Origin of the sequence: Candidatus Thioglobus sp. NP1, from assembly GCF_003326015.1 — a bacterium.
GTDB classification, from domain to species: Bacteria; Pseudomonadota; Gammaproteobacteria; order PS1; family Pseudothioglobaceae; genus Pseudothioglobus; species Pseudothioglobus singularis_A.
Genome location: NZ_CP023860.1, coordinates 896,894 through 911,656, shown reverse-complemented (window position 1 = coordinate 911,656; position 14,763 = coordinate 896,894). Strand labels below are relative to the sequence as shown.

General features: G+C 35.8%; 16 protein-coding genes. 5 read left to right on the top strand and 11 right to left on the bottom strand.

Annotated features, from left to right (window positions below):
• Positions 1-195: 195 nt before the first annotated feature.
• Positions 196-846: a helix-turn-helix domain-containing protein gene (locus tag CRN91_RS04715; RefSeq protein ID WP_114115289.1), complete on the bottom strand. Its 651-nt coding sequence runs from the start codon at positions 844-846 to the stop codon at positions 196-198.
• Between the two features lie 88 nt (positions 847-934).
• Entirely contained in the window at positions 935-1,999 is a 1,065-nt protein-coding gene (gene bmt, locus CRN91_RS04710; protein ID WP_114115288.1) for a betaine--homocysteine S-methyltransferase, read from the bottom strand.
• Between the two features lie 358 nt (positions 2,000-2,357).
• Between bmt and CRN91_RS04705 the strand changes: the two genes are divergently transcribed.
• Both CRN91_RS04705 and sucB read left to right on the top strand, forming a co-directional pair.
• Entirely contained in the window at positions 2,358-5,054 is a 2,697-nt protein-coding gene (locus tag CRN91_RS04705) for a 2-oxoglutarate dehydrogenase E1 component (RefSeq protein WP_114115287.1), read from the top strand.
• Positions 5,051-6,178, top strand: a complete 1,128-nt coding sequence (sucB, locus tag CRN91_RS04700) for a dihydrolipoyllysine-residue succinyltransferase (RefSeq protein WP_114115286.1) — start codon at positions 5,051-5,053, stop codon at positions 6,176-6,178. The genes CRN91_RS04705 and sucB overlap by 4 nt, the downstream gene beginning before the upstream one ends.
• 64 nt (positions 6,179-6,242) lie before the next feature.
• Here the strand turns inward: sucB and CRN91_RS04695 are convergent, their stop codons facing one another.
• The 7 genes from CRN91_RS04695 to CRN91_RS04665 all read right to left on the bottom strand — a co-directional run bounded on the left by CRN91_RS04695 (position 6,243) and on the right by CRN91_RS04665 (position 10,668).
• Positions 6,243-6,428, bottom strand: coding sequence for a hypothetical protein (locus tag CRN91_RS04695; RefSeq protein WP_114115285.1), 186 nt, complete (start codon positions 6,426-6,428; stop codon positions 6,243-6,245).
• A gap of 17 nt (positions 6,429-6,445) precedes the next feature.
• Positions 6,446-7,852, bottom strand: a complete 1,407-nt coding sequence (locus CRN91_RS04690; RefSeq protein WP_114115284.1) for an ammonium transporter — start codon at positions 7,850-7,852, stop codon at positions 6,446-6,448.
• 237 nt (positions 7,853-8,089) lie between these two features.
• On the bottom strand, positions 8,090-8,569 hold the full coding sequence (locus CRN91_RS04685; RefSeq protein WP_114115283.1) for an SET domain-containing protein-lysine N-methyltransferase: 480 nt from the start codon (positions 8,567-8,569) through the stop codon (positions 8,090-8,092).
• Positions 8,559-9,131, bottom strand: coding sequence for a peptide deformylase (def, locus tag CRN91_RS04680; RefSeq protein ID WP_114115282.1), 573 nt, complete (start codon positions 9,129-9,131; stop codon positions 8,559-8,561). The genes CRN91_RS04685 and def overlap by 11 nt, the downstream gene beginning before the upstream one ends.
• Before the next feature lie 47 nt (positions 9,132-9,178).
• Entirely contained in the window at positions 9,179-9,583 is a 405-nt protein-coding gene (locus CRN91_RS04675) for a c-type cytochrome (protein ID WP_114115281.1), read from the bottom strand.
• An 18-nt stretch (positions 9,584-9,601) separates the two neighbouring features.
• Positions 9,602-9,946: a DUF5522 domain-containing protein gene (locus CRN91_RS04670; protein ID WP_114115280.1), complete on the bottom strand. Its 345-nt coding sequence runs from the start codon at positions 9,944-9,946 to the stop codon at positions 9,602-9,604.
• 2 nt (positions 9,947-9,948) lie between these two features.
• Positions 9,949-10,668: a type 1 glutamine amidotransferase gene (locus tag CRN91_RS04665; RefSeq protein ID WP_254424913.1), complete on the bottom strand. Its 720-nt coding sequence runs from the start codon at positions 10,666-10,668 to the stop codon at positions 9,949-9,951.
• A gap of 161 nt (positions 10,669-10,829) precedes the next feature.
• On the opposite strand from CRN91_RS04665, the gene CRN91_RS04660 reads away from it, so the two are divergent.
• Both CRN91_RS04660 and CRN91_RS04655 read left to right on the top strand, forming a co-directional pair.
• Positions 10,830-11,708 carry a pirin family protein gene (locus CRN91_RS04660; RefSeq protein ID WP_114115278.1) on the top strand — a complete coding sequence of 293 codons (879 nt, stop codon included), beginning with the start codon at positions 10,830-10,832 and terminating at the stop codon, positions 11,706-11,708.
• A 44-nt stretch (positions 11,709-11,752) separates the two neighbouring features.
• Complete coding sequence (locus CRN91_RS04655) at positions 11,753-13,117, top strand: MATE family efflux transporter (RefSeq protein WP_114115277.1); 1,365 nt, start codon at positions 11,753-11,755, stop codon at positions 13,115-13,117.
• A gap of 50 nt (positions 13,118-13,167) precedes the next feature.
• On the opposite strand, the gene CRN91_RS04650 is transcribed toward CRN91_RS04655, so the two are convergent.
• Together CRN91_RS04650 and CRN91_RS04645 are read right to left on the bottom strand one after the other, a co-directional pair.
• A complete protein-coding gene (locus CRN91_RS04650; protein WP_114115276.1) occupies positions 13,168-13,503 on the bottom strand; it encodes a thiol-disulfide oxidoreductase DCC family protein in 336 nt (111 codons plus the stop codon).
• A gap of 8 nt (positions 13,504-13,511) precedes the next feature.
• Entirely contained in the window at positions 13,512-13,775 is a 264-nt protein-coding gene (locus tag CRN91_RS04645) for a hypothetical protein (RefSeq protein ID WP_114115275.1), read from the bottom strand.
• Positions 13,776-13,838: 63 nt separating this feature from the next.
• On the opposite strand from CRN91_RS04645, the gene CRN91_RS04640 reads away from it, so the two are divergent.
• Positions 13,839-14,717 (top strand): polysaccharide lyase family 20 protein, encoded by an 879-nt coding sequence (locus CRN91_RS04640; protein ID WP_114115274.1) that lies wholly within the window; start codon positions 13,839-13,841, stop codon positions 14,715-14,717.
• Positions 14,718-14,763: the final 46 nt, after the last annotated feature.

The following is a 14,763-nucleotide window of genomic DNA, read 5'->3' as shown; positions in this document are numbered from 1 at the left end:
TGGATAGGCTAAACAAAGATAATCCTTTATGGTCCTTTTTGACTCCGAAAAAACCAATGTTGCAACAAACTCTACGCGAGTATACGCCTAATGATATTCCATTGTCAATAAATTTTTTTTACCTCTAAGAAATTAAATAAAAGGCGAATTTTCAGCACATTTAATGAAAATATTGAGGTCTAAAATAAGAGAAAATTAGTCAGAATTATTAGAACAAATTACCGTTAAAAATTGACATTCATCAGTAATTATTTTTTTTGGGCCATGGGGTTTATCAGCATCGAAGTATATTGAGTCACCTTTCTTAAAATGGTAAACCTTAGTTCCATAATAGTAATCCATCTTACCTTTAAGCATATAAATAAACTCAACGCCCTTGTGTTGGAATTCAGGAAAATCATAATCCCTTGAGGAAACCGTAATAAGACATGGCTCAACATTAAGAGATCCACCAACTGTATGTCCCAAAAGTTGATAATGGCGGCTTTCATCTGAGCCAGCTCTCTCAATTGTTAAGCCATCTCCTGATTTAACAAATGTTGGCTCAACATCTTTGTCGTGTTGTTTAAATAATGAAGTAATTGAAATATTTAGAGCATGACAAATCTGTTGAATGGTTTTTAGCGAAGCACTAATTTGACCATTCTCAATCTTTGAAATCATACTTACCGATAATAATGATTGATTTGAGAGTTGCTGAAGAGTAACCCCCGCACTTTTTCGTGCAAGACGAACTTGCTTACCAATTGAGGCCTCTAATTGCTTATCACTTCCAAATCTTGGAAGCTCCTTATTTATTATTGATACGCCTTTCTTTTTATGCGTAATATCCGAATTTGAAACCATCAATCAATTATTTACTAAGAATAAAAAAATATATATTATCAAGAAATTTATACTAACATAAAACTTAAAAAATTAAATTAAATTAATTTTATATCCTATTCCTTCGACTTCTTCTTTGCCTAGTTGGAATTGAATCATCATCCTTTAAAATAGCCTTAGATCCTTTTGATAATGGTCCTACCCTACTTTCAATTTGAGTTAGAGTAGGTAAAGAGGCGACCTTATGATTGTCCATGGCTTCTCGCATTGCTTTGATATGATTGAAAGTTGTTCCACAACAACCACCAATAATTTTTGCCCCAGAATCCATTGCAATTTTTACATATTTTGACATCAGATTTTCAGTCCCAGAGTAGCGGATATTGCCATCATGAAATTCAGGTATACCACAATTAGCTTTTGCAATAACTACTGTCTTTGAGTCTACATTTTGAGTTATACCATTAATTGTTGCAATAAGATCAGCAGCACCAATTCCACAATTAGCACCAAATCCTGCTAATTCTAAATCTTGAGATTTTCTAGCAAGATTTTTTGGAGTAATTCCCATCATTGTTTTACCGGCAGTATCAAAACTCATCGTTGCACAAATTGGCAGTCCAAAGTCTTTAATTGCATCAAATGCAGCTTCTAACTCCTCCATCGAGTACATAGTTTCTAACCACAACACATCAACACCTCCCTCAACTAAACCCTCAGCTTGAGCCTTAAATGCTGTTGTTGCATCTTTGGAGGTCATCAAACCATGGGGTTCAATCATTTCTCCTGTTGGACCCATTGAGCCTGCAACAACTACTAATCGTTCTGCTTTATCTGCAACTTCTCGAGCAATAATGCCAGCAGCCTTATTGAATTCAAAAACTTTATTTTCATGATTATGTAATTTCAGCCTAAATGATGTTCCACCAAAACTATTTGTTAGGAACAAATCTGAGCCAGCATTAACAAAACCCTGATGTAAAGAACGTATCTTCTCTTTATGAAATAAATTCCAGGGTTCTGGTGGATTTCCAGTCTCAAGCCCCATATCAAATAGATTAGTCCCAGTCGCACCATCAGCAAGAATATGATTCTTCAGCTGTAAAAGTTTATGAAAATTATTCGAAGAACTACCTCTAGATAAGGTTTTAAATTTTTTATATTTAGGGGGCATTACTTGCTCCTTTTTTGAGTAATTTAGGGAAATCCCAGGGCATACAATATAGGTCAACCGCCCAGTTCGTAAGGTGAACTATTCCTTTAATTATTAATGTAAGTATACATTGGTTGCAAACAAGGTTCAATCTAAACCTTATTTAAATTTTTATAGCGATTAATTTCAATAATTAATTACTTCTAGATACCAATCCCTATATAATCTCAAGTTGAAAATCATAACTCACAAATTGTGAACATTTTGATAACAAAGAAAGTACAAAATTGCCTTCAAGCTCCTAGCAATATAGTCGACTTTTGTCACTTTATTAAACCTTCAAATCAGCAATTCTTTTTATCATTAATCTCTTTTAATAATGAATAACAATTCTAGTTCACACGATGATGTTGTAAGTCGCTTTATTAGTTATGGTGAAAATAATTTTGAGTCTTCAACGAGCTCAAATAAATCTAGTCAAAGCGCTGCCCAACTCGGGGTCCTTCGTTTAATTTATGCTTTTCGATTCTCAGGCCATCTGAGAGCAAAACTAGACCCCTTAGAAAGGCCAAGACACCATTCAACGCCGCCGTTTACTCTTGAAGAATTTGGTTTGAGTGAAGCTGATCTTGATAAAAATTTTGATATGGGTTCTTATCAAGGGCCAAATTGTAATACTTTACGAGATCTCTTTACTTCTCTAAATAAAACTTATTGCAGTAGCCTTGGTGTTGAATACATGCACATTCCTAATCTTGAAGAGAGGAAGTGGATTCAGACTAAAGTTGAAACCATGTCTCTTGAAAAAGAAAATTCAGCTGAATATAAGAAATGGTTACTACAAAGATTAACTGCTGCTGAGGTTTTCGAAAAATTTCTGCATAATAAATATGTTGGTCAAAAACGTTTTTCCTTAGAAGGAAGTGACACATTAATTCCACTTCTTAATATATTGATTGAGCATTCTGGTGAGCACCAAATGAAGAGGATATGTCTTGGAATGGCTCATCGAGGACGCCTTAATGTTTTAATTAACATCATGGGCAAGCGAGCTGAAAAACTCTTTCAAGAATTTGCTGGTGACTTAGGACTTACTAAAAAACAAACTGGCGATGTTAAGTACCATCAAGGATTTTCATCAGATATTAAAACTGATAAAAATTATGTGCATCTTGCCCTTATGTTTAACCCCTCTCATCTTGAGCTAGTTAATCCTGTCATTGAGGGTTATGCACGTTATCACCAGGACAAAATTGAAGATGCTAATCGTCAACAAATATTACCTGTACTTATTCATGGTGACGCTGCTTTTTCGGGACAAGGAATTGTCATGGAAACATTAAATATGTCTCAGTCTAGAGGCTATAGAACAATGGGTACTGTTCACATTATTATTAATAACCAGATTGGATTTACAACCTCAAAACAAAATGATGCAAGATCTACAGACTACTGTACTGATGTCGTCAAGATGATTAATGCTCCAGTATTTCATGTCAACGCTGAAGATCCAGAAATGGTTAGTTTTATTACTCGATTAGCACTTGATTACCGTATGCGATACAAAAAAGATGTGGTGATAGACTTGATGTGCTATCGAAGACATGGACATAATGAAGCTGATGAGCCTGCAGTTACCCAACCTTTAATGTATGAAGCAATTCGAAAAAAACCTACTACAAGAGCTAATTATGCTTCTACGCTTATGAAGCAAGGAGTCATAAAACAAAGTGAGGTTGACGGCATGATAAGTGATTATCGCCAAGAACTAAAAGATGGTCAAAGGGTAGCCTATAACATTATCAAACCAAAAAATAAAAGAGCTTGGGAAATGTTATGGGAGGATTACTTTGATACTAGTTGGCATGAACCATATGAGTCAGCAATTAGTAAAAAACACATAAAAGATTTAAACAAAAAATTGCAAAAAATTCCTGAAGGATTTGAAATTCATTCTCGTGTTAAAAAAATGTTAACAGAGCGACAAAAAATGGCTGATGGCAAAATAAATGCTGATTGGGGATTTGCTGAAACTTTAGCTTTTGCAAGTCTTACAGAGTTCGGTACTTCTATAAGACTTACCGGTCAGGATACTGGAAGAGGTACTTTTTTTCACCGCAATGCAGTTCTGCATAATCAGCTGATTAATGAAGACTACACACCACTTCAAAATATTAGTGAAAAGCAAGGAAGAGTGCAGATATTTGACTCTATTTTATCTGAGGAAGCTGCCCTTGGTTTTGAATACGGTTACGCTACTGCAAACCCTGAATCACTCGTTGTATGGGAAGCTCAGTTTGGTGATTTTGTTAATGGTGCGCAAGCAATTATTGATCAATTTATTGCCTCAGCTGAAGCTAAATGGGGTCGCTTATCAAATCTAGTAATGCTTCTTCCTCATGGACTGGAGGGACAAGGCCCTGAACACTCATCTGCAAGACTTGAAAGATTTCTTCAGCTTTGTGCTAGTCACAATATGCAAGTTTGTGTACCCTCAACTGCGTCACAAATATTTCACTTACTGAGACGTCAAGTTTTAAGAAAATTTAGGTCACCTCTTATTATTATGTCGCCAAAGAGTTTATTAAGAAACCCTCTTGCAGCATCGCCTCTTTTTAAATTTACTGAAGGTAAATTTAGAAATGTTTATGAAGAGCAGTATGACAATATAAAACCTGAAAAAGTTGACCGAGTGATTATGTGCAGTGGTAAAGTCTTTTACGAACTATTAACGCGACGACAAGATGATCAAATTAATAATGTTGCTATTCTAAGATTAGAGCAGCTTTATCCTTTTCCACATGATGCTTTAAAAACTGAATTAGCAAAATATCCAAAGGCTAAAGATATTATTTGGACTCAGGAAGAGCCTATTAATCAGGGCGCATGGTATGCCTCAAGACATCATTTTACGCAGAGTATAATTAAAGGACAAACTCTTCATGTTGTTGCTAGAGACCTTTATGCTGCTCCAGCTGAAGGAAGTATTAGACAACACAACATTAACCAAAGTGAAATTATTGAAAAAGCACTAGGTTTACAGGCGATAAATACGGTTAGGAGTATTAAGAAATGAAAGAAGTAAAAGTACCTATTCTTCCTGAATCTATAAGTGAAGCTACGGTTGCTGTTTGGCATAAAAAGCCGGGTGAATTTGTTGAAATTGATGATGTCATTGTTGAGATTGAAACAGACAAAGTGGTTCTTGAAGTTCCAGCTGAAGAAGCAGGCATCCTAACTGAAATCTTAGCAAAAGAAGGTGAGACTGTTGGTGAGCAGCAGGTTCTTGCACTTTTAGATGATGAGGCCAAATCTACTGCTGTAACGAAAGAACCTAAAGATGAAGTCAAGGAAGTTAAAGCTGAAGAACCTATTCCACATAAACAAGAATCTGTTCAAGAAATTATTAAAGAAACTATAGAAGAAGTTGCTGCACCTGAACCCATTAAAGAAGAGTTAAAAATTCCTGCAGTTAATAATAATGTACCTTTATCTGGTGATCGTATGGAAGAGAGAGTTCCAATGACTCGAATCCGTAAAACTATTGCCACTAGACTTCATTCTGCTACCCAAAATACAGCTATGCTTACAACATTCAACGAAGTTGATATGAGTGAGATACTAGCTATGAGATCGAGCTTTAAAGAAGCTTTTGAAAAGAAATATGATGTCAAATTAGGATTTATGTCCTTCTTTGTTAAGGCTGCTGTTGAGTCTCTTAAAAAATTTCCAACGGTTAATGCTTATCTTGATGGTGATGATATTGTTTATCATGCTTATTGTGATGTCTCTGTAGCAGTATCTTCAGATCGTGGGCTTGTTGTTCCTGTTCTAAGAGATGCTCATAAAATGGCAATGCATGATATTGAGAAATCAATTGTTGACTATGCAATTAGAGCCCAGGATGGGACCCTAGGAATTGATGAGATGAGTGGAGGTACCTTTACTATTTCAAACGGTGGTGTTTTTGGCTCACTACTATCAACTCCAATCTTGAACTCTCCTCAAAGCGCTATTCTAGGAATGCATAAAACTCAAGATCGAGCAGTTGTCGTTGATGGCGAGATCGTTATCAGGCCAATGATGTATCTAGCACTATCCTATGACCATAGAATTATTGATGGCAAGGAAGCGGTGCAATTCCTTATCTCAATCAAAGAAGCTCTAGAGGATCCAGCAAGACTTTTACTTAAAGTTTAAATTTTGTATATAAAAAAAGGGCGGTATTTTCATACCGCCCTTTTTAGTTTTACTTCCTTTTTAATTACTTATGCTTATCATAATGATCTTGCTCTTGTTTATTTCCAACAGCTAGAATCACTACCAACATAACCGAGGCAATCAGCGTGTACCATCCAGGTGCAGAAGTACCAGCACCTATGTACATACCCATATCCATCCATCCATCGGCATTGTATAAAGCAGTAAAAGAATCAGCAAAATATCCCATAATTTTTCTCCTTATAGTTAAGCTTCAGATTCAGGACTCTGCATACCTTCAGGGTAAGCTTGAGCAGGAACCTTGACTGGGTCAAGTCCTTTGATTTGAACCGCTTCTGGTATACGTAGCATTCCAGCTTTATGTACCAACCAAGATACAACGTATCCAGGCACGAATCCAAGTAAGAACATTACTACAGCACCAACAACTTGTCCAAATAGACTTAATTTAACAACGTCCATTTCTTCTGCGCCTGCACCTAGTCCAGGAAGACCTGAACCAAAGATACCAAGAACGACAACACCAAACAGACCGATTGTTCCGTGGACTGTTACACAACCAACAGCATCATCTATCCCAAAGCCTTCTAACCAGTCAGCACATGGTTTCAGAATCATACCAGCAACCACAGAAATTATGATTACATGAGAACCGAAATACACATCAATACCAGATGCAACTGAAATAATACCTGCAAGACAACCAGACATCATCCAGAACGGATCCTTAGTAATAATCCAAGCACCAATAATTCCACCTGAAGCAGCCAACGTCACGTTGAAAGCTAAAGCTGAAAGTGTAATTGGAGTACCATAAATGGTTGTTCCAGCATTAGCATACCAACTCCAACCTTCACCAGGCAGGATGATACAAGCCATGAGGAATCCAAAGAAACCAACAATAATAAGCATTAAACCAACTACTGTCAGAACCATACTGTGTCCAGGTATGTGATTAGCAGAACCATCCGCATTGAATTTACCTACACGAGGTCCTAGGTTTAATAAGATACCAAGTGCAAAGAATCCAGCAACAGCATGAACAAGACCAGCAGCACCAAAGTCATGAAAACCAAACTCTGTTACTAACCAACCATCAGAATGCCATGCCCACGCAGCAGCAACAACCCAGGCAAACGAGCCTAGTACAATCGCACAGATTACAAAACCAACGGTCTGTATTCTCTCGATCAATGCGCCAGAAGCGATAGATGCAGTTGTAGCAGCAAATAAGGCAAAAGCTCCCCAGAATACACCTGACGCGCGGTCACCCATATTTGGACCCATGTATTGAGCTGATTCGCCCCATGGTAAAGCTATAGCATTAGCATACTCTATACCTGAAATTCCCATCGCACCTGCGCCAGAGGCGAGGTCATATGGAAACGTTGGTAAGGCCCAGTAGAACCACCAACCAAACAGATAAAACGTTATGATTGTAAACGCAAACGCTAATAAATTTTTTGTACCCGATGATAGAACATTCTTCACACGTGTCGCACCCATCTCATAGAGAAGGAAGCCAGCATGAATAATAACCATCAGAGGGATTGTCAAGTAATAATACGCCTCAGCAAACATGGTGTTTGTGATCTGAGCCGCCGCAGTTACAGCATCTAGCTGAGCCTGCATTTGTGCGATTTGATCTTCCAAAACATCTCTCCTTTTTTTAGTTTAAAAAAAAACTCTCTCCGTTTTTTCTTTGTAGAAATTAAATCCCTACGAGTAATGAGTATATACAAAGTAGTCAAACATATCGAGAAAATTTTGCATTAATTGAGACAAATAAGAGTAATTTAAAAAGTTATTTTTGTAATAACAATCACTTACAGATATGCTGCAAATATCAGGGTCAATAGTTAGTATTTCAAAATGAACTACAGGTATCTTTTAATTGTTTCTTTTATCAAGCTCAAGTAGATAGGGGGCAACAAAAGACTTATATTTACGTCTCTTAGTTTCTGGAAGATCAACCCAGCCACCAATTGATCCTCTGCATTCTAGAGAGCCACAAAGACAACTAATTGGGAAATGATCTATAATGTAATTCTGCATTGCATAGTCAAAAGTGATCTCTTCTCCTGAGGCAATATCTCTCATAGCCACATAATCTTGAGCACCGGTTTCATTAATCCTAATTCCACAATTAGGACTGCATGAATGATTAACTAAAGCCATTAAGCCGATGGGTGCAAAATACTCATTCTTGCCCATTTGTGAAACCCCAACATGGTTAACATATTCTATTTTTTCAATGACACCTCTCATAACAACATCTTCTCTTTTAAAAGAGTTCTTTGTAAAAACTCCAGAGCCTCTATCTTCTGAGCTCTTTAACTTAAAATGTATATCTTGATTATTAACTGCCATAGGTCTTAACAATATTTATTACTTGCCTCTTAAATTCGTCTTCATGATTCAGTGCAAACTCATCTATAGTAGAAAGTGAACTGTTATCATGCATTCGATCAGTAAACACTAAGCCGTCTAAGTGATCAAATTCATGCTGAAATGTGCCAGCACTAATTCCTTTAGATGTAAATTTAAGATCTCTACCCTCTCGATCAAAACCCTCAACTAAAATTTCAGGGCATCGGTCGACCTTACCTCGAAGATTAGGAACTGATAAGCAGCCTTCATATACGTTAATTCTCTCCTCAGTCAGAAAGGTAATCTTTGGATTTATTATTACAGTTAATGGAATATCAGGCTTGTAAGGGTAGCGCGGGTTTTTATTTACTTCAATGACACATACTCTTAAAGGAACAGCAATTTGAGTTGCAGCAAGACCAGCACCATTTGAATCCCTCATGGTTTCAATAAGGTCATCAATAAGACTCTGAATATTATTTGAAGGAATATCACTTTGAGCAACTGCATTGGCAATTTGACGAAGTGCAGGACTTCCAATTTGTACTATTTTTCTAATCATTTTTTATAATAGATAAAGATTAATAAAGCTTTTTATTATTTTAGAAATTATTTAAACATCTCATCATATTTTTTTTGAATTTCACTGGGCCACAAACTATACATATATTCTATTAAAGCTAGTTTTTCTTGTTCATTGAGTCGCTCACTAAATGCAGGCATCTGTCCACCCATTTCAACGCCTCCATTATTAATTGTATAGAGAAGCTGAGCAGGAGAATGATGCCAAGTATGGGCTGTTCCATTAAGTGGTGGTGCTGGATAATTACCATTTTCATCTTTAACTTTCCAATTCTTAATGCCAACTCCTTCAGAACCATGACAACCAATACAATTTTTATTAAAAACACTTTCTCCAAGTGCTATATCTTCACCTGAGCTGCTGTTATTTTCTCCAGGATTACAACCAGTGAGTAACAAGAACATTACAATAATAAAAATATTTTTAATCACAAGCGTTTTTATATTTGATTAATAAGGACAATTTTTACAACCATTGCTGCAGCATTCTCCCTGCTTAATAAGATACCATTTAGAGAAAACATAAAGCCCTTCATCAATAATATAATCAACATTCTCAATAAGTTTTGACTTATCTCTATAGGGTTCAGCTAGCTTTTGAAATTGCTCCATGCCCTTTTCATCAAGAAGAGTATCAATTCTATCATTCATTGCCTCACCAAGACATTTAGCACAGAAACAGTCTTCTTCGAGAGTTGGAATCATAATTGGGGGAAAGCTCATACACCAACAACTTCCAGTCCCAGCTCCACAATTAAGCGGTTTTTGACATTTAGAACAATCTTTAAGACTCATTACTATTTAAAAACAAGATTACACCAATTATCAAATAAAACTGATGAAGCCTTATTGTTGATTACTAAATTATCAGTAATGCTGTTAGTTAATTCATCCAACCCATTAACACTTAACTCCTCAAAAAAATCCGGCACTCCAGGGATTTGCATCCAACCATCTAAGGTATGACTGCATACCTCAGGATGAAACTGGCATGAAAAAGCGTTATCTCCAACCTGCATGACATGATTTTTACAGACATCTGATGATGCTAAGATTATAGAATCTTTTGGAGCCTCAACGACTTCCACCAAGTGAGCATTAACCCATTTTTCAGAATCTTTAAGGTTATTAAGTAGTGGATGATTTATACCCTCTTTAGTGGGTTCTATTTCAAATAGACCAACCTCATATTTTCCAGTATTAAGAGCCTTACCACCCATTGCAACTGCAAGTAATTGATGACCCAGACAAATACCTAGAAAAGGCATCTTAAGGTCATCTACTGCATATCGAATTGCTTCTTTTTCTGCAACCAACCAGGGGAATTCTTCTTCTTCCCAAACATTCATAGAGCCGCCCATAACCCAGAGTCCATCATAGTTTTTTAAATCAGGAATTTTTTCACCAGCATGCAAATCAATCTCCACAAAATTCACATTCTGTTTTTCTGCAAAATCTCGAAAAATTCCAGGATTTTGAGATGGCATATGCTTAAAAACGAGGATATTTTTTTTCAAATCTTTATTTTTTCCATAAAACTACATTCTAATTTAAAAATAATCGTAATACTAAATAATCACAATATTATTGTACAAAGTGAAACGCATAGTTTCAATAAATAAAGTAAGTGATTAAAAAATAAATCTATAATTAATTTAAAATAATTAAACATATTGTTATGTCATTTAGAAGTATTGAAGCAGTAGTTGAACCTAATAATCTTCACTATGTTGGAGATGGTTTTAGAGTTTATGGAATTCTTGGAAGAAAAGAGCCTCTTACAATGAAGCGTATGAGTCCATTTCTTTTAATGGATTATGCACCCCCTCATTACTTTCCACCAAATAAAGGTGCTCCAAGGGGAGTTAGCTCTCATCCCCATAGAGGTATTGAAACAGTCACAATTGCATACAAAGGCAAGGTTGAACATCATGATAGTAGTGGTGGTGGTGGAATCATTGCTGAAGGTGATGTTCAGTGGATGACATCAGGCTCTGGAATCTTACACAAAGAGTATCACGAAAAAAACTTTGGTAAGAAAGGTGGTGAAATGCAAATGGTCCAGCTGTGGGTCAATCTTCCAGCTAAAGATAAAATGACTACCCCAAAATATCAAAACCTAAATAAAAAGAACTTTGCCAAAATTGAATTAGAAAATAAGGCTGGATCAATCGATATTATTGCTGGAGAGTACGATAATAAAAAAGGACCTGCTTCATCATTTAGTCCTATAAACCTCTTCAGTATCGATTTAAATAAAGGCAAAGGTACAAATTTGAGTTTTGATAAAAGTCATAATACTGGCCTATTAGTTATTAAAGGTAACGTAACTATTAATAACATTGAAAAAGTACCTACTAACCATTTCGTACTATTCAATAATGATGGTACTGAATTTACTTTAAGAGCTGGTGAAGACTCAACTATTTTAGTACTTAGTGGTGAACCTATTGATGAGCCAATTGCATCTTATGGTCCATTTGTAATGAATACTAATGAAGAAATCAAACAAACAATCGATGACTTTAATAGTGGTAAGTTCGGATATTTAGATTAATTATGTGAAAATGGTATCCATTTAAAATATAGACTCAAAGTCTTATGAATGTTAATCTAACGAAAGATAATGATGCTCTTAACGGTGATATTTTTCCTACGTTCATTAGGTATTTGATTCCCTCTATTCTGGGCTTAATTGCTATGACATCCTCTTCATTGGTGGATGGCATTTTTATTGGAAACTATGTGGGTATTACTGCTCTAGCTGCAGTTAATCTTATTATTCCAATAATCACTCTCCTCTTCGGCGTTAGCATGATGATGTCGATTGGTGGCTCAGTTCGAGGTGGAAAGTACCTTGGTGAGGGAGATAAGTCAGCTGCATCTTCAATTTTTAGCAAGTCGCTAATTTTTATGGCTCTCTATGGTATTTCATCTATTACTCTGACCCTTGTATTTGAAGAACAGATATTTGCAGCTCTTGGCGCAACCAAAGAACTGTTCCCTGTAATGAGTGAGTACTACCGCATCATAATGCCATTTGTCGTTTTCCAGTTGATTATTATCCCTCTATATTTCTTTATCCGTTTAGATGGCTTACCTAATCTTGCCGCCATTTCGCTTGGCGTTGGCGCGGTAGTTAATATCTCACTGGACTATTTATTTATTGCAGTTTACGGCTGGGGATTAAGCGGTGCAGCATGGGCAACAGGCATATCAGAAGTTCTATCTTTATTAGTTATTTTGTTTTATTTTTTTATGCCAGAGAGGACGTTAAGTTTTAGTTTTCGTCAAAATAACTGGATGGAAGTATTCCAGGCAGCATACAATGGAATTTCTGAATTTATTAATGAAGTTTCTGGGGCTATTATTGCATTTATTTTTAATTGGATGCTTATTCAGCGAGCTGGAGTTGACGGCGTTGCTGCGATTACTGTTGTAAATTATATGTTGATGACAGGATTTATGATGTTCTTTGCAATCGAAGATACAAGTCAGGTAATGATTTCTCAAAATTATGGAGCTAAAAATGCACAGCGAACTAAGGCTTTCCTTAAAACTGCTGGTGTTATAGTTGCTTCATTAAGTTTATTTTTTATAACAATATTGCTTACAGCAAGTGAACCTCTAATTTATCTATTTGTTAATGACAAGGATAGTGACCAGACTGTCATGTTAGCTTTGGAATTTGTGACATATATTTGGCCAATTTTTATTTTTGCTGGCTTCAATATGATGATAACTGGCTACTTAACTGCTATTCATCTTCCTTTTCAGTCTGCGCTTTTAGCGATGAGTCGGGGATTGATTCTTCCAACAAGCCTTTTAATATTTTTTTATAGCTTACTATCCGATTTCCGATTTATTGCCGCCCTTTCAATCGCAGAAGGTATTGCCTTTATCCTTGCTATAGCATTATTTCTTCGATACAGTCCTCAAAAAGCTATATCAGCTGCCAGAAGTTAAGTAACTGAAAATAGTTTAGACTTTGCTAATAGTTTGATGCTATATCTTTTTTAAATAGCTTTTCGAAAGATTTTAAAGCGCCAATAGAGAATAAATGCAAGGAAAGCATATACTATTTTTGCAATTGAGAAAACTATTGGCAGACTTACAAATTTTGCTAACCATTTATAGCCCTTAGTATTGCCCCAGACATAGATAAAAGCTTCAACACCTTTTATTTCTGAGCCATCTGGAAACTCTACATAAAGTGCCTTTAAATATTTATCACCCTTCTGGCTGCAATTTTCATATTCAAGTTTAGAGCGTTTTTTATAGTGCTTAATTTCAAAGTTGCAGATACTGCATTCCTCATTAAACAAAACCTTTCCATCTAATCTAGTTTTCATAATTAAATTTATCGAAATTTACCGTAAAGAAAGCCAACTAAAAGAGCGACCAGAGCAAAAGGAATTGACCTTACCGCCCAAAAACCTAAAGTATCTAGACTTGGTCCTGAGGCAAAAGGCTGGATATAAAACGAAGTTGATGCAAAAAGACTCCAAGCAAGAAAGGTTCTTGCATAGAATATAGGCTTGGATCCAGACTCTTCTTTTGGTCTAGCAATTCTAAAAAACAAATAACCAAAACCGACTGAAACAAGAATACTTATAAAGATCATACATAAACTCCAAAAAATAATTATTTTACCTATTACAATGATTATCTTAAATGAAATCGATTTATGAAAAAAATACTACTATTCTTTATACTTTCTGTAATTTCAATTCAAGGCTTTGCAGCATCATGTGCTGATGGAAATGAGCCTATAAAGGCTGTTTCTGCAGATGGAAGTTACTATGAATATAAGTGTCAAGAAAATAGCAGACCAAATACAGGTCGACTTTCTGGCTTTCGCAGTCTTAGCACTACATCTTATGGTTATAAGATTGTCAATGATATAGTTCGTGCCGGTAAAGAGGCTCAACGCTTTGAAGTAAGGCCTGGAGATTGTGGCGAAGATCAAGCATGGAGTGACTGTAATAATAATAGAGAGCGATCTGAAATATCACTTGAAAACCACTTTTTCCCTGGTGATAACCAGTGGATAGCATTTAGTGTATTTATTCCTGATAATTTCAAAACTAGTAATTCTGTAAGTACAACAATTGGGCAAATTCATCAAATAGGAGGTCCTAGTGGTATTGCTGGATCTCTGCCATCTTTTCCACCACTAATACAATTGGAAGCAAAAGGTAACAATTATCGTGCTTGTATACATATTCTTTCTGGTTCTGATAATAATGTCGTTGATGAGTGTAAATATTATAATTTATCAGCTATTAGCGATATGCAGGGACAATGGACAGACATACAAATTCATTTTGATACAACTAATAACAAAAGCCTAATCGAGGTTTATTTAAATAATGAGCGTAAAGCTTTATTGAGAGAGTTTGTGAATTTTTGGCCCAAGAGTTATTATATTAAATATGGTATTTATCGCTCATTCGTTAGCCAACATTCAGGGCCAATGCCTACTCAAGTTGTTTGGATTGATGAAGTCAAAATGGGTAAAAATCAAGAATTGGTAGCTATAAATAAAGCAACACCTGTTGACTAATTAGACAAAGAACCTTCATAATTTTAACTTGTCTAGATATAATTCT

Excerpts from the sequence above, each read along its gene's own strand:
- CRN91_RS04715 (WP_114115289.1), bottom strand. The coding sequence starts at position 846 with ATGGTTTCAAATTCGGATATTACGCATAAAAAGAAAGGCGTATCAATA.
- bmt (WP_114115288.1), bottom strand. The coding sequence starts at position 1,999 with ATGCCCCCTAAATATAAAAAATTTAAAACCTTATCTAGAGGTAGTTCT.
- CRN91_RS04705 (WP_114115287.1), top strand. The coding sequence starts at position 2,358 with ATGAATAACAATTCTAGTTCACACGATGATGTTGTAAGTCGCTTTATT.
- sucB (WP_114115286.1), top strand. The coding sequence starts at position 5,051 with ATGAAAGAAGTAAAAGTACCTATTCTTCCTGAATCTATAAGTGAAGCT.
- CRN91_RS04695 (WP_114115285.1), bottom strand. The coding sequence starts at position 6,428 with ATGGGATATTTTGCTGATTCTTTTACTGCTTTATACAATGCCGATGGA.
- CRN91_RS04685 (WP_114115283.1), bottom strand. The coding sequence starts at position 8,569 with ATGGCAGTTAATAATCAAGATATACATTTTAAGTTAAAGAGCTCAGAA.
- def (WP_114115282.1), bottom strand. The coding sequence starts at position 9,131 with ATGATTAGAAAAATAGTACAAATTGGAAGTCCTGCACTTCGTCAAATT.
- CRN91_RS04670 (WP_114115280.1), bottom strand. The coding sequence starts at position 9,946 with ATGAGTCTTAAAGATTGTTCTAAATGTCAAAAACCGCTTAATTGTGGA.
- CRN91_RS04660 (WP_114115278.1), top strand. The coding sequence starts at position 10,830 with ATGTCATTTAGAAGTATTGAAGCAGTAGTTGAACCTAATAATCTTCAC.
- CRN91_RS04655 (WP_114115277.1), top strand. The coding sequence starts at position 11,753 with ATGAATGTTAATCTAACGAAAGATAATGATGCTCTTAACGGTGATATT.
- CRN91_RS04650 (WP_114115276.1), bottom strand. The coding sequence starts at position 13,503 with ATGAAAACTAGATTAGATGGAAAGGTTTTGTTTAATGAGGAATGCAGT.
- CRN91_RS04645 (WP_114115275.1), bottom strand. The coding sequence starts at position 13,775 with ATGATCTTTATAAGTATTCTTGTTTCAGTCGGTTTTGGTTATTTGTTT.
- CRN91_RS04640 (WP_114115274.1), top strand. The coding sequence starts at position 13,839 with ATGAAAAAAATACTACTATTCTTTATACTTTCTGTAATTTCAATTCAA.